The sequence below is a fragment of the Actinomyces faecalis genome, assembly GCF_013184985.2.
Classification (GTDB): domain Bacteria; phylum Actinomycetota; class Actinomycetes; order Actinomycetales; family Actinomycetaceae; genus Actinomyces; species Actinomyces faecalis.
On sequence record NZ_CP063418.1, the window covers coordinates 410,432 to 429,427 of the forward strand.

General features: G+C 68.5%; 15 protein-coding genes and 3 tRNA genes. 17 read left to right on the forward strand and 1 reads right to left on the reverse strand.

Features of this window, described 5'->3' with window-relative positions:
• Positions 1-79 precede the first annotated feature (79 nt).
• The 12 genes from nuoF to htpX all read left to right on the forward strand — a co-directional run bounded on the left by nuoF (position 80) and on the right by htpX (position 16,536).
• Positions 80-1,354, forward strand: a complete 1,275-nt coding sequence (gene nuoF / locus HRL51_RS01630; protein WP_172192456.1) for an NADH-quinone oxidoreductase subunit NuoF — start codon at positions 80-82, stop codon at positions 1,352-1,354.
• Between the two features lie 3 nt (positions 1,355-1,357).
• A complete protein-coding gene (locus tag HRL51_RS01635; RefSeq protein WP_172192177.1) occupies positions 1,358-4,087 on the forward strand; it encodes an NADH-quinone oxidoreductase subunit G in 2,730 nt (909 codons plus the stop codon).
• Positions 4,084-5,487, forward strand: coding sequence for an NADH-quinone oxidoreductase subunit NuoH (gene nuoH / locus HRL51_RS01640; RefSeq protein WP_172119841.1), 1,404 nt, complete (start codon positions 4,084-4,086; stop codon positions 5,485-5,487). The genes HRL51_RS01635 and nuoH overlap by 4 nt, the downstream gene beginning before the upstream one ends.
• On the forward strand, positions 5,480-6,178 hold the full coding sequence (nuoI, locus tag HRL51_RS01645) for an NADH-quinone oxidoreductase subunit NuoI (RefSeq protein WP_172119849.1): 699 nt from the start codon (positions 5,480-5,482) through the stop codon (positions 6,176-6,178). The genes nuoH and nuoI overlap by 8 nt, the downstream gene beginning before the upstream one ends.
• On the forward strand, positions 6,178-7,149 hold the full coding sequence (locus HRL51_RS01650; protein ID WP_172119848.1) for an NADH-quinone oxidoreductase subunit J: 972 nt from the start codon (positions 6,178-6,180) through the stop codon (positions 7,147-7,149). Before nuoI ends, HRL51_RS01650 begins: the two co-directional genes overlap by 1 nt.
• Entirely contained in the window at positions 7,146-7,451 is a 306-nt protein-coding gene (gene nuoK, locus HRL51_RS01655) for an NADH-quinone oxidoreductase subunit NuoK (RefSeq protein WP_172119847.1), read from the forward strand. Before HRL51_RS01650 ends, nuoK begins: the two co-directional genes overlap by 4 nt.
• 13 nt (positions 7,452-7,464) lie before the next feature.
• Positions 7,465-9,468: an NADH-quinone oxidoreductase subunit L gene (nuoL, locus tag HRL51_RS01660; RefSeq protein WP_172119846.1), complete on the forward strand. Its 2,004-nt coding sequence runs from the start codon at positions 7,465-7,467 to the stop codon at positions 9,466-9,468.
• A gap of 16 nt (positions 9,469-9,484) precedes the next feature.
• Positions 9,485-11,038 (forward strand): NADH-quinone oxidoreductase subunit M, encoded by a 1,554-nt coding sequence (locus HRL51_RS01665; RefSeq protein ID WP_172119845.1) that lies wholly within the window; start codon positions 9,485-9,487, stop codon positions 11,036-11,038.
• Entirely contained in the window at positions 11,035-12,597 is a 1,563-nt protein-coding gene (gene nuoN, locus HRL51_RS01670) for an NADH-quinone oxidoreductase subunit NuoN (RefSeq protein ID WP_172119844.1), read from the forward strand. The genes HRL51_RS01665 and nuoN overlap by 4 nt, the downstream gene beginning before the upstream one ends.
• Positions 12,594-13,700 carry a polyprenyl synthetase family protein gene (locus HRL51_RS01675; RefSeq protein ID WP_172119843.1) on the forward strand — a complete coding sequence of 369 codons (1,107 nt, stop codon included), beginning with the start codon at positions 12,594-12,596 and terminating at the stop codon, positions 13,698-13,700. The genes nuoN and HRL51_RS01675 overlap by 4 nt, the downstream gene beginning before the upstream one ends.
• Before the next feature lie 241 nt (positions 13,701-13,941).
• Complete coding sequence (locus HRL51_RS01680; RefSeq protein WP_172119842.1) at positions 13,942-15,441, forward strand: FAD-dependent oxidoreductase; 1,500 nt, start codon at positions 13,942-13,944, stop codon at positions 15,439-15,441.
• Between the two features lie 231 nt (positions 15,442-15,672).
• Positions 15,673-16,536 carry a zinc metalloprotease HtpX gene (gene htpX / locus HRL51_RS01685; RefSeq protein WP_172119802.1) on the forward strand — a complete coding sequence of 288 codons (864 nt, stop codon included), beginning with the start codon at positions 15,673-15,675 and terminating at the stop codon, positions 16,534-16,536.
• A gap of 136 nt (positions 16,537-16,672) precedes the next feature.
• Here htpX and HRL51_RS01690 read toward each other — a convergent pair whose 3' ends face one another.
• A complete protein-coding gene (locus HRL51_RS01690; protein WP_172119801.1) occupies positions 16,673-17,170 on the reverse strand; it encodes a YajQ family cyclic di-GMP-binding protein in 498 nt (165 codons plus the stop codon).
• Between the two features lie 181 nt (positions 17,171-17,351).
• Between HRL51_RS01690 and HRL51_RS01695 the strand changes: the two genes are divergently transcribed.
• From HRL51_RS01695 to HRL51_RS01715, 5 genes are all read left to right on the forward strand, one after another.
• Positions 17,352-17,433, forward strand: a tRNA-Tyr gene (locus tag HRL51_RS01695).
• Positions 17,434-17,559: 126 nt separating this feature from the next.
• A tRNA-Thr gene (locus HRL51_RS01700) sits at positions 17,560-17,632 on the forward strand.
• A 41-nt stretch (positions 17,633-17,673) separates the two neighbouring features.
• Positions 17,674-17,747 (forward strand) — tRNA-Met (locus tag HRL51_RS01705).
• A 56-nt stretch (positions 17,748-17,803) separates the two neighbouring features.
• A complete protein-coding gene (gene rpmG, locus HRL51_RS01710) occupies positions 17,804-17,974 on the forward strand; it encodes a 50S ribosomal protein L33 (protein ID WP_172119800.1) in 171 nt (56 codons plus the stop codon).
• Positions 17,975-18,007: 33 nt separating this feature from the next.
• Complete coding sequence (locus tag HRL51_RS01715; protein WP_172119799.1) at positions 18,008-18,823, forward strand: hotdog family protein; 816 nt, start codon at positions 18,008-18,010, stop codon at positions 18,821-18,823.
• Positions 18,824-18,996 lie beyond the last annotated feature (173 nt).

The window sequence follows — 18,996 nt, forward strand, 5'->3', positions numbered from 1 at the left end:
CGACAACGCCACTCCCACCGAGCAGGCGCAGGCTCCCGCCTTCACCGCTCCCGGCACGCTGACCCCGGTGCTCACGGACATGTGGGACAAGGAGCGCTCGTGGACCCTGGAGGCCTACCGCGCCAACGGCGGCTACGAGGGACTGGCCAAGGCCAAGACCATGAGTGCCGAGGACCTGGTCAATTTCGTCAAGGCCTCCAACCTGCGTGGACGCGGAGGCGCAGGCTTCCCCACAGGCCTGAAGTGGTCCTTCCTTCCCGCTCCTGACGGGGGCCCGCGCTACCTCGTGGTCAACGCCGACGAGTCCGAGCCAGGCACCTGCAAGGACATCCCCACCATCATGGCCAACCCGCAGGCGCTGATCGAGGGCATCGCCATCACCTGCCGCGCCATCGGCGGGGACCACGCCTTCGTCTACCTGCGCGGCGAGGTCACCCACGTCTACCGTCGCCTCCTGCACGCCGTGCACGAGGCCACCGACTCCGGCCTGCTGGACACCGGCTTCGGCCTGGACGGCAACCAGCCGCTGCGCATCACCGCCCACGCCGGCGCCGGAGCCTACATCTGCGGTGAGGAGACGGCGCTGCTGGACTCCCTGGAGGGACGCCGTGGGCACCCGCGCCTCAAGCCCCCCTTCCCGGCCGTCGCAGGCCTCTACGCCCGCCCCACCGTGGTCAACAACGTCGAGACCATCGCCTCGGTCCCCGGCATCCTGGCTCACGGCGCCGAGTGGTACAACGCCATGGGGACCGAGCGCTCCAAGGGGCACGGCATCTTCTCGGTGTCCGGGCACGTGAGGAACCCGGGGCAGTTCGAGGCTCCCTTCGGGATCACCATGCGCCAGCTCATCGAGATGGCCGGTGGTATCCGGGAGGGTCACGAGCTGAAGTTCTGGGTCCCCGGCGGCTCGTCCGTGCCGATCTTCGGTCCTGAGGAGCTGGACGTCCCGCTGGACTACGAGTCGGTGGGCGCTGCGGGCTCGATGCTCGGTACCCGTGCTCTCCAGGTCTTCGACGAGACCGTCTCGGTGGTGCGTGTGGTCACGCGATGGACCGAGTTCTACCAGCACGAGTCCTGCGGCAAGTGCACCCCCTGCCGCGAGGGCACCTACTGGATGCGGCAGATCATGCTGCGTCTGGAGGCCGGTCAGGGCCTGCCTGGCGACGTCGAGAAGCTTGAGGACATCGCAGGCAACATCGCTGGCCGGTCCTTCTGCGCCCTCGGTGACGCCGCTGCCACGCCGGTGCGCTCTGGCATCGCCCGTTTCCGCTCTGAGTTCGAGGCCGGCTACACCACTGCCGCCAACGTGCTCTTCCCCTACGCGGCCTCCTCCATCGTTGAAAGCGCACGGTGAGACATGACTGACACCCACGTGGACATGGTCAACATCACGATCGACGGCGTCCCCGTCGAGGTCGCCAAGGGCACGCTCCTCATCCGCGCCGCGGAGAAGATCGGCGTGCGGATCCCGCGCTTCTGCGACCACCCGCTGCTGGCGCCGTCGGCCAACTGCCGCCAGTGCCTGGTGGAGGTCGCTATGCCAGGGCGTGACGGCGTCGTGCGCCCGATGCCCAAGCCTCAGCCCTCCTGCGCCATGACCGCTATGGAGGGTATGGAGATCTCCACCCAGGCCACGAGCCCGGTGGCCGCCAAGGCCCAGGCCGGCACCATGGAGCTCCTGCTCATCAACCACCCGCTGGACTGCCCGGTGTGTGACAAGGGTGGTGAGTGCCCGCTCCAGAACCAGGCGCTTGAGCTCATGTCCTCCGGCGCGCAGGCCACCAGCCGGTTCACGGACGTCAAGCGCACCTTCCCTAAGCCGCTGCGACTGACCAGCAACATCCTGCTGGACCGCGACCGCTGCATCCTGTGCCAGCGCTGCGTGCGCTTCGCTGACCAGATCGCGGGTGACCCCTTCATCGCCCTGCAGGGCCGCGGTGCTGGCCACGTCGATGGGGAGGTCACCGGCGGGCTGTACGGCGAGCAGATCGGTCGCTTCGACTCCACCGTGCTCGACTTCTTCGACCCAGAGGGTCTGGCGGGCGTGTCCACCCAGTCCATCCGGGGAGAGGCCTACCTGACCCCTGAGGCTGACCTGGCTGGCCCCTCGGGTGAGCCCGGTGTCGTCGACGGGGCCGTCTACGGGCCGGGTCGTGAGGACCTGGACGTCTCAGGACGTCCCTTCGCCTCCTACTTCTCGGGCAACATCATCCAGATCTGCCCGGTGGGTGCGCTCACCAGCGCGCGCTACCGCTTCCGCTCCCGCCCGATGGACCTGGTCTCTACCGACTCGGTCACCGAGCATGACGCCTCCGGCTCCGCGCTGCGCGTGGACATGCGCCGCGGTGTGGTGCTGCGCCGCATGGCCGGCAACGACCCGCAGGTCAACGAGGAGTGGATCACGGACAAGGACCGCTTCGGCTTCGCCTGGTCCTCCCAGCCTGACCGCCTCACCATGCCGCTCGTGCGCGACGAGGAGTCCGGCGAGCTGGTTCCTACCAGCTGGTCTGAGGCTCTTGACGTCGCTGCGCGCGGTCTGGAGGCTGCCAAGGCCGACGGCGGGGTCGGCTTCCTGCCCGGCGGGCGCCTGACGCTGGAAGACGCCTGGGCGTGGTCCCGCTTCGCCCGGACCGTGGCCTGCACCAACGACATCGACCAGCGCGTGCGTCCTCACTCCAAGGAGGAGGACTCCTTCCTGGCCGCCCGCGTGGCCGGTACCGGGCTCGGCGCGGTGACCTACTCCAGCCTGGAGACGGCTGGGCAGGTCCTGCTCGTGGCCCTGGAGCCTGAGGACGAGTGCGGCTCGCTGTTCCTGCGCCTGCGCAAGGGTGTGCGCGGAAGCGGGCTCAAGGTCGCTACCGTCACGACGGTGGCCTCGCGCTCCGTGCGCAAGATGGCTGCCGAGCTGGTCCTGACCGCACCCGGTCAGGAGGCCCGCGCGGTCGCCACGCTCAGCCAGACCCATCCCGAGCTCGTCGAGGCGCTCAAGAGCGACGGCGCCACGATCCTCGTGGGCGAGCGCGCCGCGGCTGTGCCCGGCCTGCTCTCCGTCGTCGACACCCTGGCCACGGCTACGGGTGCCCGGCTGGCCTGGGTGCCGCGTCGCGCCGGCGAGCGCGGCGGCATCGAGGCCGGTCTGCTGCCAGGTCTGCTCCCCGGCGGCTTCCCGGTGGCCGACGCCGAGGCCCGCCAGCAGGTGCAGGACGCCTGGGGCGTGTCCACTACCGGTCTGTACGCGCACCCGGCCCTGCCGGCGGAGCCCGGCCGTGACGCCACTGAGATCCTGACGGCTCTGACCGACGGCGAGCTCGGCGGCCTGGTGGTCGGCGGCGTCGACCTGCGTGACTTCCCGGACCCCGGTCTGGCACGCGCCGCCCTGACGGCCTCGGGCTTCACCGTCCAGCTGGAGGTGCGCCGCAGCGAGGTCAGCGAGCACGCGGACGTCGTCCTCCCGGTCGCTCCGGCCGTGGAGAAGAACGGCACCTTCGTCAACTGGGAGGGACGTGTGCGTCCCTTCGGCCAGGCCTACGTCTCCCGCGCCCGTACCGATCGCCAGGTGCTGTCGGCCCTGGCCAAGGAGCTGGGGGAGGACCTGGGCGTGGACAGCCTGGAGACGCTCCACAGCGAGCTGGCTGGTCTGGGGCTGTACGCGGGCACGCGCGGTGAGGTCACCTTCGTTCCCGCTGACGCGCCCCAGGGTGAGGACGCCGAGGCCCAGGCTGACGGCCTGTCCACGGTCTCCGGCCTGGACGCGGTGCTGGCCACCCACAAGCCGATGCTTGACGCCGGTCGTCTCCAGGACGGTGAGCCCTTCCTGGCCGCGACCGCGCTGCGGCCGGTGGCGCGCGTGGGTGAGGACCTTGCCCAGCGCCTGGGCCTGGTCGGTGGCGAGCTGCTGACCGTGGCCACGGTGACCGGCGAGATCACCCTGCCCGCCGTCGTCGGGGGCGTGGCAGCCGGCACGGTATGGCTGCCCGAGTGCTCGGCAGGCTCGACCGTGCGTCAGACCCTGGGCGCAGGCCACGGCGACGCCGTCACGCTCTCTCTTGCCCCAGTTACCTCAAGCCACTCGGAGGTGGTCCGGTGAACACCGCGACTGTGCTGTCCTCGGGCCTTGCCACGGCTCTGCCCACGGCGGGAGGTGTGACTGCGGACTTCTCGGAGGAGACCTGGTGGCTGTCTGTCATCAAGGCCGTGTTCATCATGGTCTTCCTCATCGTCAGCGTCATCCTCGCGATCTGGGCCGAGCGCAAGGTCCTCGGACGCATCCAGACCCGTCCCGGCCCCAACGTCAATGGTCCCTTCGGCCTTCCTCAGCTCATCGCTGACGCCGTCAAGCTGATCATGAAGGAGGACTTCTGGCTCTCGGGAGCAGAGAAGCTCATCTACCTGCTGGCCCCCTTCATCACGGCCTTCAGCTCCTTCATGATCTACGCGGTCATCCCCTTCGGCCCTGAGGTGTCGATCTTCGGCCACCACACGCCGTTGCAGCTGACCGACTTCCCCGTCGCCGTCCTCTACGTGCTGGCGATCACCGGCTTCGGTGTCTACGGCCTGATCCTCGGAGGCTGGTCCTCCCACTCCACCTACCCGCTGCTGGGTGCGGTGCGAAGTGCTGCTCAGGTCATCTCCTACGAGCTGAGCATGAGCCTGTCGATCCTCACGGTCTTCCTGGCCTCCGGGACGATGTCCACCTCCGGGATCGTCTCCGCCCAGGAGCGGCTGTGGTGGGGCCTGGCCATGATTCCCAGCTTCGTCATCTACGTGATCTCGATGGTGGGTGAGGTCAACCGACTGCCCTTCGACCTGCCCGAGGCCGAGGGTGAGCTCGTCGCCGGCCACATGGTCGAGTACTCCTCGATGAAGTTCGCCTGGTACTACCTGGGCGAGTACATCAACATGTTCAACGTCTCCGCCGTGTGCGTGACCCTGTTCCTCGGCGGCTGGCGCTCCTTCCTGCTCGCGAGCGTCTGGGACGGCTTCAACACCGGGTGGTGGCCGATGCTGTGGTTCATCGCCAAGGTGTGGTGCGTCATGCTCTTCATGATCGTCACCCGAGGCACCCTGGTGCGTATCCGTTACGACCACTTCATGCAGCTTGGTTGGAAGGTCCTGATCCCCACCTCGCTGGCCTGGTTCGTCCTGGTGGCTGTGGTCCAGGGCTACCGAGCCTTCACGGACGTCTCCTCCCAGGGCCTGCTGCTGGTCCTGGCAGTGGTCTTCCTGGTGGCGATGCTCATCCTCTTCCTCCTGCCTTCCAAGAGCGAGGACGAGACCGAGGGTGCGCCCACGGCGCGCGACGACGTCGTCGCGCCGGGGGAGGAGACGGACGCCTTCGCAGGTGGGTTCCCCGTCCCGCCGCTGCCGGGCCAGTCCCTGCCCCTGTCCCCACGCGCCCGCAGGGCACCGGCGCAGCCGGTGCTGGCCGGGGCCGCGACGTCCACCCCCAGCGCTGTGACGACTGTCCAGGAGGGAACTGATGACTGACCAGACCTCACACGCCCCGAGCCCGAGGGGAGAGAGCAAGCACGACCAGTGGCTTGCGGACGCCCCCTCGATGCTGGGACGGGTCTTCGCGCCGGTGGCCGGCTACGGAGTGACGATCTCCTCGATCTTCCGGCCGACGGTGACCGAGCAGTACCCCTTTGTCCGTCCGGTGCTCATGCCCCGCTACCACGGGCGTCACCAGCTCAACCGCTACGACGACGGCCTGGAGAGGTGCATCGGCTGCGAGCTGTGCGCCTGGGCCTGTCCGGCGGACGCCATCTACGTCGAGGCGGCCTCCAACGCCCCCGGCGCTCAGTACTCGCCTGGCGAGCGCTACGGCCGCGTCTACCAGATCAACTACCTGCGCTGCATCTTCTGCGGCATGTGCATCGAGGCGTGTCCGACCCGAGCCCTGACCATGACCCACGAGATCGACGAGCTCGTCGGTCCCAGCCGCGGTGGCCTCATCTACGAGAAGCAGGACCTGCTGGCCCCCGTGCCCGAGGGGGCCCTGGACGCTCCGCACCCCATGGTCGAGGGCACCGAGGACGGTGACTACTACCGTGGCGCCGTCACCGGTGCCACCCAGGCACAGGTCGACTGGGTCCGTGCCCACCGTCCTGAGGACCCCACGCTCGCCACCGTCAAGACGGTGGCGGCACCTGACCTTGCGAAGGAGGCCGTCCACTGATGGCTACCCTGACCGCTCTCCTTCCTGCGACCCTGACCGAGACTGGTGCCGTGTCGACCGGCGAGACGATCCTGTTCGCCGTCGTCGCCCTGGTCACGGTGGTCTGCGGCGTCGGCCTGCTGACCGCCAAGCGTGCGGTCAGCGCCGCGGTCAACATGATCGCGATCATGATCGCCCTGGCGGTGCTCTACGTCGCCAACGAGGCGCCCTTCCTCGGTATCACGCAGATCGTCGTCTACACCGGTGCGGTGATGACCCTCGTGCTCTTCGTGGTCATGCTGGTCGGCGTCGGCGGTGACGAGCCCGTCGGCTCAGCCGGCTCTCCGACCACGAAGTGGGTCATCGCGCTGTTCGGCCTGGGCCTGGCCGTGCTGGTGGGCAGCGCCGTGTGGCGCTCCAGGCTGCCTGACGCCGTCGGCCTGGAGCAGGGGCAGGCGGCCGCGCCCTCTGACCTGGCCACCGAGCTCTTCGGCCAGCACGTGGTCGCCATGGAGCTGACCGGGCTGCTGCTCATCGTGGCAGCCACGGGTGCCCTGACCCTGACCCACCGTCAGCGCGTCCGCGCCAAGGTCACCCAGCGCACCACGGTCGAGGCCAAGATGCGGGCCTACACCGAGCACGGCACCCACCCGGGCCAGAAGCCCATGAGCGGTGTCTACGCCTCGACCAACACCGCAGCCGCACCGGCGGTCTCTGCCTCGGGCGAGACCGTCGAGGAGTCCGTGCCGCGTGTGCTGCGTGCCCGGGGCCAGGGCCTGGAGCTGGCTGAGGTGTCGCCTGAGTACGCCGCGGCTCAGCGCGCAGGACGCGTGCGCAGCCGGGAGGACGCCGACGTCGCCCTGTCCGGTATGCCCTCGATGCCGGGAGCCGCCGCACCGGTCGTCGCTCAGCCTGTCGCCGCTGCCGCGCTGACGGCGGCGGGCGAGAAGGACGGGGCTGCCCCCGCCGAGGAGAAGGAGGAGGAGAAGTGACCCTCCCTGTCACTGCCTACGTCATCCTGGCCGGGGTGCTGTTCACCCTTGGCGCCCTGACGGTGCTGCTTCGGCGCAACGCCCTCATTGAGCTGATGGGCGTTGAGCTCATGCTCAACGCCGTCAACCTGGTCCTCGTGGCCTTTGCCCGCGTGCACGGCAACCTCACCGGTCAGGTCTTCGCCTTCTTCGTCATGGTGGTCGCTGCCGCCGAGGTCGTGGTGGGACTGAGCATCGTCGTGTCCATCTTCCGCACCCGCAGGTCCACGTCGGTCGACGACGTCAACCTGCTCAAGAACTGAGAGGGAACAGGACGTGACTACTCCTCTCGCACTCGCCGCGCAGTCTGTCGTCGGCGCGGGTGAGCCGGCAACGGGCCTGGCGGGCCTGGCCTGGCTCCTCATCGCGGTCCCGGCCGCCTCGGCGGCGATCCTGCTGCTGTCAGGACGGGCGAGCGACCGCTGGGGCCACCTGCTCGGGCTGCTCGCGGCCGCAGCGGACGCCTGCATCGGTATCGCCCTGCTGGTCCAGGTCCTCGGCCTGCCGGCTGACGCCCGTGTCCTGGAGATCGACCTGTGGCGCTGGTTCGGCGCTGGTGACCTCGACGTCACCGTCGGACTGCGCCTGGACCCGCTCTCCCTGACCTTCGTCGTCCTGGTGACCTTCGTCGGCTTCCTCATCCACCTGTACTCGGTGGCCTACATGGAGCACGACCGCGACCGCCGTCGCTTCTTCGCCTACCTCAACCTCTTCGTCGCCGCGATGCTCACGCTCGTGCTGGGCAGCTCCTACATCGTGCTGTTCGTCGGCTGGGAGGGCGTGGGACTGGCCTCCTACCTGCTCATCGGCTTCTGGAACACCGCCGACGCCGACGCCCCGCAGGCTGAGCAGGCCAAGAGCCGTGAGAACGCCACCGCCGCCAAGAAGGCCTTCGTCATGAACCGTATCGGTGACGTCGGCCTGCTGCTGGCGATGATGGCAATGGTCTCCCAGATCGGCTCGGTCGCCTTCAACGACGTCCTTCCCGCCGCACAGTCCGGGGCCGTGTCCACCGGCTGGCTCACTGCCACGGGCTTCTTCCTGCTGCTGGCTGCCTGCGGTAAGTCCGCGCAGTTCCCGCTGCAGGCGTGGCTGGGTGACGCGATGGCCGGCCCGACGCCGGTCTCCGCCCTGATCCACGCCGCCACCATGGTGACGGCTGGCGTCTACCTCATGGTCCGCTCGGGTGCCGTCTTCGAGGGGGCGCCCGACGCCCAGCTCGCCGTGGCTGTCATCGGCGCGATCACGCTAGTGCTCGGAGCCCTCATCGGTATGGCCAAGGACGACATGAAGAAGGTCCTGGCTGCCTCCACCATGAGCCAGATCGGCTACATGATGCTGGGTGCCGGCCTGGGGCCGATCGGTTACGCCTTCGCCATCTTCCACCTGCTGACCCACGGCTTCTTCAAGGCCCAGCTCTTCCTGGGAGCCGGCTCAGTCATGCACGCCATGAGCGACCAGGTGGACATGCGCCGCTTCGGAGGGCTGCGCAAGGTCATGAAGATCACCTGGGTGACGATGGGTATCGGCTGGCTCGCCATCCTGGGCATCCCGCCCTTCTCGGGCTTCTGGTCCAAGGACAAGATCATCGAGGCCGCCTTCATCGGCGAGGGCCCGCGTCCCTGGGTCCTGGGAACGGTGGCCCTGCTGGGCGCGGGGCTCACGGCCTTCTACATGTCGCGCCTGTTCTTCATGATCTTCCACGGCCAGGCCCGGTGGACCACTGACAAGGACATCGAGGGTGAGGTCCACCCGCACGAGTCGGGCTGGCTCATGACGGCCCCGCTCATCATCCTGTCCGTCTTCTCCGTCGGCCTGGGTGGCCTGCTGAGCGTGAACGATGCCTTCGTCACCTGGCTGGAGCCGGTCACCGGTCACGCCGAGCACAGCGAGCCCGTGCTGGCGGTCCCGGTCATCATGGCGCTCACCCTGGCGCTCGTCGTGCTGGGGGCGGTCCTTGCCTGGGTGATGTACGCCAAGCGCGAGGTTCCTACCGTGGTTCAGCCTGGCAACGTCCTGGTCGAGGCGGCTCGCCACGACATGTACCAGGACGCTGTCAACGAGGCTGTCGCCATGCGGCCGGGTCAGGGCCTGGTCATCGCTGCCTCCGCCTCCGACCGCTACGTCGTCGACGGCGCGGTCGAGGGGCTCGCCAAGGGCACCGCAGGCCTGGGCCAGCTGGTGCGCCGCACCGAGACCGGCAACGTACGCTCCTACGCCTCGTACATGATGATCGGATCCGTGCTTGCTCTCGTCGCCGTCCTGGCGAGCAGGTTCTGAGAGGACACGCCATAACATGCAGACACTTGCCGCAAGCTTTCCCGTGCTGACCGTCATGGTCCTCGTTCCCCTCGCGGGAGCGCTCCTGCTCGCCCTCGTCCCGCCGCTGCGGGCGCAGGCCCGTGCGATCGGGCTCCTGTTCTCCCTGGCGACGCTGGGCGTGGGCGTGTGGGCAGCCGCGCAGTTCGACGTGGCTCAGGGCTCCACCGTCCAGCTCGCTGAGACCCGCTCCTGGATCGCCTCCATGGGGGTGTCGTGGGCGCTGGGCGTCAACGGTCTGGGCCTGGCCATGCTCCTTCTGGCCGCCTTCCTGACACCGATCGTCCTGCTCGCCTCGTGGGGCGAGGTCCCCGCGGACCGCCAGGCACTGTTCACCGGGCTCGTCCTGGCCCTGGAGGCCTTCGTCGTCGTCATCTTCGCGGCGCGCGACGTCGTGCTGTTCTACGTCTGCTTCGAGGCGATGCTCATCCCGGTGTACTTCCTCATCGGTCACTTCGGCGGGGAGAACCGCCGCCGTGCGGCCCTGAAGTTCCTCCTGTACTCCCTGGCCGGTGGCCTGGTCATGCTGGTCGGCGTCGTGGCCCTCTACGTCTACGGGCCGGGAGGCGAGAGTGCCTACCTCCTGGACAACCTCGTGGGGAACCTGAGCGCCTCGACCTCGGTGGAGCGCTGGATCTTCGTCTCCTTCTTCATCGCCTTCGCGATCAAGGCCCCGATGGTCCCGCTGCACACCTGGTTGCCGGACACGGCCGAGCAGGCCACCCCGGGCACCTCGGTGCTGCTCATCGGTGTGCTGGACAAGATCGGTACCTACGGCATGATCGTCCTGGTCCTGCCCCTCTTCCCCGAGGCCTCGCGCTGGGCCGCACCCGTGGTCCTCGTGCTTGCCGTCATCGGCATCCTCTACGGGGGACTGGCCGCGATCGGCCAGGACAACCTCTACCGGCTCATCTCCTACACCTCGATCAGCCACTTCGGCTTCATGGTGCTGGGGATCTTCGTGGGCTCCTCCGTCGCCGCCGCGGGCGCGATGGTCTACATGGTCGCCCACGGCCTGTCGATCGCCGGCCTGTACCTCGCCACCGGCTTCCTCGCCCGCCGTACCTCGACCGTCCAGGTCAGCGAGCTGGGTGGCATGGGACGCGTCCTACCTCTGACCGCGGGGACCTGGCTGGTCTCCGGCCTCGCCTCGATCGCGCTGCCGGGCCTGTCCGGATTCGTGCCTGAGTGGATGGTGCTCACGGGCACCTTCTCCCAGTCCGTTGCTCTGGGCGTGGTGGCTGTCCTCGGCGTGATCATCGCCGCGGTCTACGTGCTGCTGCCCTATCAGAGGGTCTTCACCGGCGCTCCGGCGGCGACCCGTGTGGGTAGCCCGGACCTGGACGGACGGGAGAAGATCGTCCTGGTCCCCGTCATCGCGGCCATGCTCGCCCTGGGGCTGGCACCCGCCTTCCTCACGGACGTCCTGGCCCCGGTCGCGGACAGCGTCTCCACGACCATGAGTGAGGACTCCGCCCCGGTCTCAGCCTCCGCCGTCGCCCCGACCTTCTCCGAAGGGATCACCAAGTGAGCGTCACTGCCCCGACCATCTCCTGGGCCGGACTTTCACCGGTCATCGTCATCCTGGGGGCTGCGGTCCTCGGCATCCTGCTGGAGGCCTTCGTGCCCCGCAAGGCGCGCCTGACCTGCCAGGCAGGGCTGAGCGTGCTGGCGGTCATCGGCTCGGCCGTCGCCCTGGCCGCTCGCTGGGACGCCGTGCGCGACGGCTCGGGCGGAGCACTGACACCAGGCTTCAACGAGGACCCCTTCGGGGTAGCGGCCCAGGGCGTCATGCTCGTCATCGGCCTGCTGGCCGTCCTTGTCATGGCTGACCGCACCAGCGCCGGCGACGGAGCCTTTGCGGCACAGGCCGCGGACCGTCCCGGCAGCGCGGAGGAGGCGGAGTCCCTCCACGCCGGCTGGATGGGCACCGAGGTCTTCCCGCTCATGCTCTTCTCGCTGGGCGGCATGATGCTCTTCCCGATGGCGAGCGACTTCATCACGCTCTTCGTCATGCTGGAGCTCATCTCGCTCCCGCTGTACATCATGGCGGCCACGGCGCGCCACCGCCGCCTGCTCAGCCAGGAGGCCGCCATGAAGTACTTCGTGCTGGGCGCCTTCGCCTCGGCCTTCTTGCTGCTGGGCTCGGCGTTCCTCTACGGGTTCACTGGTCAGGTCACCTACTCCGCCGTGGCCCAGGCGCTGGGGCATGGCGGGCTCAACGGCATGGACTGGCTGGCGCTGGCGGGCGTCGCCCTGGTGACAGTCGGCCTGCTGTTCAAGATCGCCGCCGTCCCCTTCCACGCCTGGAGCCCGGACGTCTACCAGGGCGCTCCCACGCCGGTGACCGCCTTCATGGCTGCGGGTGTCAAGGCTGCGGCCTTCCTGGCGCTGCTGCGGTTCTTCTACGTCGCAGGTGCTGGGCTGTCCTGGGACATGGCGCCCTTCCTGTGGACAGTATCGATCCTGACCATGTTCGTCGGCACCGTCGTCGGTATCGTCCAGGGCGACGTCAAGCGCATGCTCGCCTACTCCGCGATCGCCCACGCCGGCTACATGCTGATCGGCATCGTGGCGCTCAACCAGGCCGGTATCCGGGCGCTGCTCTTCTACGCCCTGGCCTACGGCGTATCGACCGTGGGAGCCTTCGGCGTGGTGACGCTGGTACGCGTGAACCACGACGGCGCAGCAGGCCCGGAGGCCACGGACCTGGAGGCTCTCAAGGGGCTGGGACGGCGTTCACCCTGGCTGGCGCTGTCGCTGGCGGTCTTCCTGCTGTCCTTCGCAGGTATCCCGCTGACGGCGGGTTTCATCGCGAAGTTCGAGCTCTTCGTCGCCGGTATCGGCGGTGGGGCGACCTGGCTCGTGATCGCTGCCGTCGTCTCCTCGGCCGCGACCGCCTTCTTCTACATGCGAGTCATCATCCTTATGTTCTTCCGTGAGCCTGATGAGGACCGTGTGGTCGTGGTGACCTCCAACGGGCTGTCGTCGACCGCTATCGGCGTGGCCGTCCTGCTGACCGTCGTGCTGGGCGTGCTGCCTCAGACGGTGCTGGCTACCTTGGGCAACGCCGCTATGCTCGTGCCGTGATCGGTACGTTCCCACTGGACATCCCTGAGCTCGAGGGCCGGATCTCTCCGGCCCTCGAGGCCGTCGAGACCAGGCTCCTCCAGGTCGTCAACAACGCCGACGAGACCATTAACCCGCCGACCTCCCACCTGGCACAGGCCGGCGGCAAGCGGCTTCGTCCGGTGCTGACGCTGCTGACCGCCCAGCTGGGCGACCCGCGGCTGGCCACCGGGCAGGAGGTTCGTGACGCCGGCGTGTCCGTGGAGCTGACGCATATCGCCACGCTCTACCACGACGACGTCATGGACGACGCCCCGTTGCGCCGGGGTGCGCCGAGCGCGCAGATGGTGTGGGGAAACTCCGCCGCGATCCTGACCGGTGACGTCCTGGTGGCCCGTGCCTCCCAGCTTGTCGCCGCGCTCGGCCCTGAGGCCGTCCTGGCCCATGCCAAGACCTTCGAGCGCCTGTGCATGGGGCAGCTCCACGAGACCCTGGCCAGGCCTGCGGGGACTGACCCCGTGGAGCACTACATCCAGGTCCTGGCGGACAAGACCGGCTCCCTCATCGCGGTCTCGGCTCGCTACGGCGCGATGCTGACCCGTGCCGGCCGGGACACGGAGCGCATCGTCGAGGAGTTCGGTGAGAAGATCGGTGTGGCCTTCCAGCTGGCTGACGACGTCATTGACCTGACCAGTGACTCCGAGACCACCGGCAAGACCCCGGGCACTGACCTGCGTGAGGGTGTGGAGACCATGCCGGTGCTCCTGCTGCGTCAGGCCCTGGCGGCTGGCGAGCTGGACGCTGCGGGGCAGTCGATCTTGTCAACCCTCTCCAGTGCTGACCTGGAGGATGACGCCGTGCTCAGTGAGGTGGTCGCGCGCCTGCGCGAGCACCCCGTGCTCGCACGCACGCGCGAGATGGCGATGACGTGGGCCGAGGACGCGGTGGCGGTGCTCTCCGGGCTGGAGGAGGCTGTCGTCGCTGGAACGCGTGAGCGGCTGGCAGAGGTCGGCGCTGGTACTGACCAGGTGGAGGCGGCTGTGGCTGATGCGCGTGTGCGCGTGGGGCAGGTACGTGAGGCGATGGAGCAGTTCGCTCGGCTCCTCGTCGACCGTGCGGCCTGACCGCGATCGAGATCCTGACGCCGTTGCGGGCACCGAGATCGTCATCGCGGTGCCCGCAACGGCATGAAGGACGCAGCGTGCCATCAGGGCGTGAGGTGCGTCCCGTCTCCTGGGTAAGGACGGGCTTGGTCCGTAGACTGTCTGGTGGCCCGCGCCGTCGTCGTCCCTCCTCAAGGAGACGGCGGCACACGGACGCGCCGAGCCGCCAGGTTGAGTACCCAAGATCAGGAAACCAGTCACAGTGAGCACACGTCCCCTGTCAGTCGCCGTCATTGGTGCGGGCCCTGCCGGCATCTACGCCTCCGACATCCTGTCCAAGTCAGGGCTGGACGTGAGCATCGACCTGTTCGAGCGCCTGCCCGCTCCCTACGGCCTCGTGCGTTACGGCGTGGCTCCCGACCACCCGCGTATCAAGCAGATCATCGTGGCGCTGTACAAGATCCTGCAGCGTGGGGACATCCGCCTCGTCGGCAACGTCGAGGTGGGACGTGACATCTCTGTGGCTGAGCTGCACGAGCACTACGACGCCCTCATCTTCTCCACCGGCGCGGACACTGACGCGCCCCTCGACATCCCCGGCATCGACGCCCCGGAGTCCTACGGCGGCGCGGACTTCGTGTCCTGGTACGACGGTCACCCTGACCACCCACGTACCTGGGACCTGTCGGCCCGTGAGGTCGCCGTCATCGGCGTGGGGAACGTGGGGCTGGACATCGCGCGCGTGCTCGCCAAGCACCCCGAGGACCTCATGACCACCGAGGTGCCGGCCAACGTCGCCGAGATCCTCAGGACCTCCCCGGTCACGGACGTGCACGTCTTCGGCCGCCGCGGTCCCGCGCAGGTCAAGTTCACCCCGCTGGAGCTGCGCGAGCTCGGCAAGCAGCCTGACGTCGACGTGACCGTCGACGAGGAGGACTTCGAGTACGACGCCGGCAGCGAGGAGGCGCTTCGCTCATCCAACCAGCAGCGTCAGGTGGTCAAGGCCCTGGAGGGCTACGCCATGCAGGAGCCGGAGGACCTGACGGCCTCACGCACCATCCACATCCACCTCTTCCAGGCGCCTGACGAGGTGCTGCTGGACGAGGACGGGCACGTGTGCGGTCTGCGTACCGAGCGCACTCGCCTGAACGGGGACGGTAGTGTCTGCGGGACGGGGGAGTACCGCGACTGGCCCGTCCAGGCGGTCTACCGTGCCGTGGGCTATGCCGGCAGCCCGATCGAGGGCCTGCCCTTCGACCACGAGCGGCACGTGATGCCTAATGAGGGCGGGCGCGTGCTCGGTGAGGACGGTGCGCCGCTCACCGGCGTCTACGCCACCGGCTGGATCCGCCGCGGCCCGATCGGACTCATCGGGTCGACCAAGTCCGACGCCCAGGAGACGATCGCTCACCTTGTCGAGGACGCCCAGGCCGGGCTGCTGCACGCCACGACTGACGACGAGGCACAGGTGGGACACGACGCCCTGCTGGCGCTGCTGGACTCCCGCCACGTGCCGTACACGACGTGGGAGGGCTGGGAGCTGCTCGATGCCTACGAGCGTGAGCTCGGCCAGGACTACGGCGAGGTGGAGGTCACCGGCGGTGACATGAGGCCGCGCGAGCGGGTCAAGGTGGTCTCCCGTGAGGCCATGACGGCGATCTCCCGCCAGGAGCAGGCGCCGTCCGACCTCATTGGCCAGCCCGATCCAGATCGTGTGCCGGAGCGGGTGGCTCACCGCCTGCCGGAGCGCCCGCAGGCCTGAGCACCGCCTACCTTGGCGGCGTGCCTGCCCGCTGAGGGCGTGCCTGTGTCCTGTGGCGGCGTATACCGCTGTTGGGGGCGTGCCTGACGACGTCGTCAGGCACGCCCCCAACACATATCCACGCCCTCGCCGAGGGCAAGCACGCCGCCAGCGCCTAGATACGCCGCCACGGTGGGGGCTGTGCTTGGCCGGACTCAGAGGACTCCCAGGTGTCGTCCATACAATCGCGCCATGACCGGTACCGATCACCACAACGGGCTCAAGACCGCCGTGCTCATGGGCGGGCTGTGGGGCCTCCTGCTGCTTATCGGCTGGCTGCTCGCCCAGGGCACCGGCTCCAGCGTCTGGCTCATCATCATGCCGGCGATCGGCGTGGCCCAGACGACCTACACCTACTGGAACTCTGACAAGCTGGCTGTGCGCTCCATGGGAGCCATCGAGGTCACGCCCGAGCAGCAGCCGGTGATGCACGCCGTCGTGCGCGAGCTGTCGACCAAGGCCGGCCAGCCCATGCCGCGTCTGTACGTCGCCCCGACCATGAGCCCCAACGCCTTTGCCACAGGACGTAACCCTGAGCACGCAGCGGTATGCTGCACCCAGGGAATCCTGCAGCTGCTCAACGAGCGCGAGCTGCGGGGAGTGCTGGGCCACGAGCTCTCCCACGTCTACAACCGAGACATCCTCACCGGCTCCGTCGCAGCGGGTATCGCGGGCGTCATCTCCTCGGTGGCGCAGATGGTGCTGTGGTTCGGGGGCGGACGGGACCGGCGTGACTCCAACGTCGTGGTCCTGCTCCTGATCTCGATCCTGGCTCCGATAGCCGCCAGCCTCACCCAGTTCGCCGTCTCACGGACTCGCGAGTACGACGCCGACCATGACGGCGCGGTCCTCACCGGTGACCCGCTTGCCCTGGCCAGCGCCCTGCGCAGGCTGGAGACCGGTGTCGCTGCGGCGCCAATGGCTCAGGAGCCTCGGGTGGAGCCGGTGAGCTCGATGATGATCGCCAACCCCTTCGGACGGGTCCGCACCCTGTTCGCGACCCACCCGCCGATGGGTCAGCGCATCGCACGCCTGGAGCAGATGGCTGGCTACTAGGCGCTGCGTCGCTGGCAGACGCGTACGGGCCCGAGGCGGAGGTGATCCGCCTCGGGCCCGTACCCTGGCCAGGAGCGTCCCTTCGTGCAGCAACGTCGCCGGCGCGCCTGCGACGCGGCCGCGCCAGGCCGCGAGCTTAGCGGTAGTTGACGAACTGAAGAGGGACGTCGACGTCGAGCTCCTTGAGCAGCGCGATGACGGACTGGAGGTCGTCACGGGACTTGGAGGACACGCGGACCTCATCGCCCTGGATCGTGGCCTTGACGCCCTTGGGTCCCTCGTCACGGATGACCTTGGTGACCTTCTTGGCGACCTCCTGGGTCAGGCCCTCCTTGAGCGGGCAGACGAGCTTGTAGATCTTGCCTGAGGGCTTGGGCTCCTTGTCTGCCAGGTCGAGAGCCTTGAGCGAGACTCCGCGCCGGAAGAGCCTGGACTGCAGGACGTCGAGCACGGCCAGGACCCGCTCGGCTGAGCTGGCCTGCAGGGTAATGGTGTCGCCTGCCAGGTCGACGCCGGCGTCCACGCCGCGGAAGTCGTAACGCTGGGAGATCTCCTTGGCGGTCTGGTTGACGGCGTTGTCCACCTCCTGGCGATCGAGCTTGGAGACGACGTCGAAGGAGGAGTCGGAGGCCATGGCTGTCCTTTCTCGTGGGTCTTCGTCACGGTACCCAGGCACCAGGGCGCAAGGTGCGGCCGTACGTGTACCCACCCTTGTGTGAGCAGGGTCCTATGTGCGCGATTGGCGCCCCGGGTGCCGGGCTTGCTATTCTTCCACGGCACCGAGCAGCGATCGATCTGATCGATGGGCGGAGCAAGGCGGGTTGCCCGAGCGGCCAATGGGAGCTGACTGTAAATCAGCCGCGGAATGCTACGGGGGTTCGAATCCCTCACCCGCCACGGTGACTGTCAGGTCGTTGTGTCCTGGCGGTGATCTCCGCCCTCTCGGGGGTGGACCGCAGTGAGCGAAGCCACGCAGAGCCGGATTGCGAGAGCAAAACGGATCTGCTTAAGATTCCGCTCGTTGCCCCGATAGCTCAGTCGGCAGAGCGTCTCCATGGTAAGGAGAAGGTCAAGGGTTCGATTCCCTTTCGGGGCTCTGACACTGTGGGGGCCGTTCGGCCCCCGTTGTGTTGATATGGCGAGGTAGCTCAGCTGGTTAGAGCGCACGACTCATAATCGTGAGGTCGAGGGTTCGAGTCCCTCCCCCGCTACGCAAGGTTTCGAGCAAGGCGCCCACCGGCTCGAGGATCAATCAGAGGAGAGACACGTGGCTAGCAAGTCCAGCGACGTTCGCCCCAAGATCACTCTGGCTTGCTCGGAGTGCAAGGAGCGTAACTACATCACCAAGAAGAACCGTCGGAACACCCCCGACCGGCTCGCGCTGAAGAAGTTCTGCGCCCGTTGCGGCAAGCACACGGAGCACCGCGAGACCCGCTGAGTCTTCCCGCGCCACCCCCGGTAGCATCCGGGTATGAGCGCTACGGACCCCGTCGACCTCCCGTCGGCGGGGTCTCGCCATGCCTGGGAGATGGTGGCCGTCGATGGCGCGACGCAGGTGGACGCTCCGGCGCTGGTACACGTCCTGACGGCGGTCCTGCGTCGTAGCAGCACGTGGGCCTGCGAGCCCGAGGGGAACCTTGAGCGGCGGGCTGTCGGCGCGGTCGCCGGGCTCGGTCCCGCTCTGCTTGTCCTGGCACGGCTGCGGTCCTCTGGCCTGCTGGTCTGGGACGGTCTTGTCCATCGGCGCCTGCGTGTGGTTCCCGCCGACTCAGGCTCATCGAGTGACGAGGGCGTGCTGCGGCTGGCGACGACGCGGCGTGCAGGCTGGGAGATGACGGAGGTCGGGTCCTTGGCCGGGGGCTGGCAGGTGACGACCTGGCTGGCCTGGCCACAGGCGGGACGGCGCGCTGGACCTGCGGGGCCGGGCGCGGGTGCGTCGGCTCTGACGGGTGAGCCAGGCGAGGCGTCGTTCTCCTCCGGTACCTCCGAGGATCCTGAGATCCTTGTGCTCCCGCAGGACGTCCAGGCCTGGGCGCGGGCCAGCGGGGATGACAACCGTCTGCACCTGGTTCCCGGTGCCGCCAGGCACCAGGGGCTGAGCAGTGACGACGGTGTCATCGTGCACGGAATGCTGCTGGCGGCGCTGAGCATGGTCCTTGAGCCGGCCTCGGGGGCAGTCGACCTGCGGTTTGTCGCCCCGGTGCCCCTGACCGACCGGGCCGGGCTGTGGGCGCGCGGAGGCAGTCTGTACGACGTGCGGGGCCTGGTACTGCGCCGTCGGTCCTGAGCCTGCCGCCCGGACGGGTGCGGGCTGCGCCTGGGTGAGGCTCAGGCTGCTCGCGGTGTGATCGCACGTATGAGTGATGGGCTAGGCTCCCGCGAGTCTGTCATCCCCTCCCGTGCGGCCACGAGGTCCTCAGCTGTGGTGAGTGGCCGCACAGCGTGTGTGCGTGGACAGTG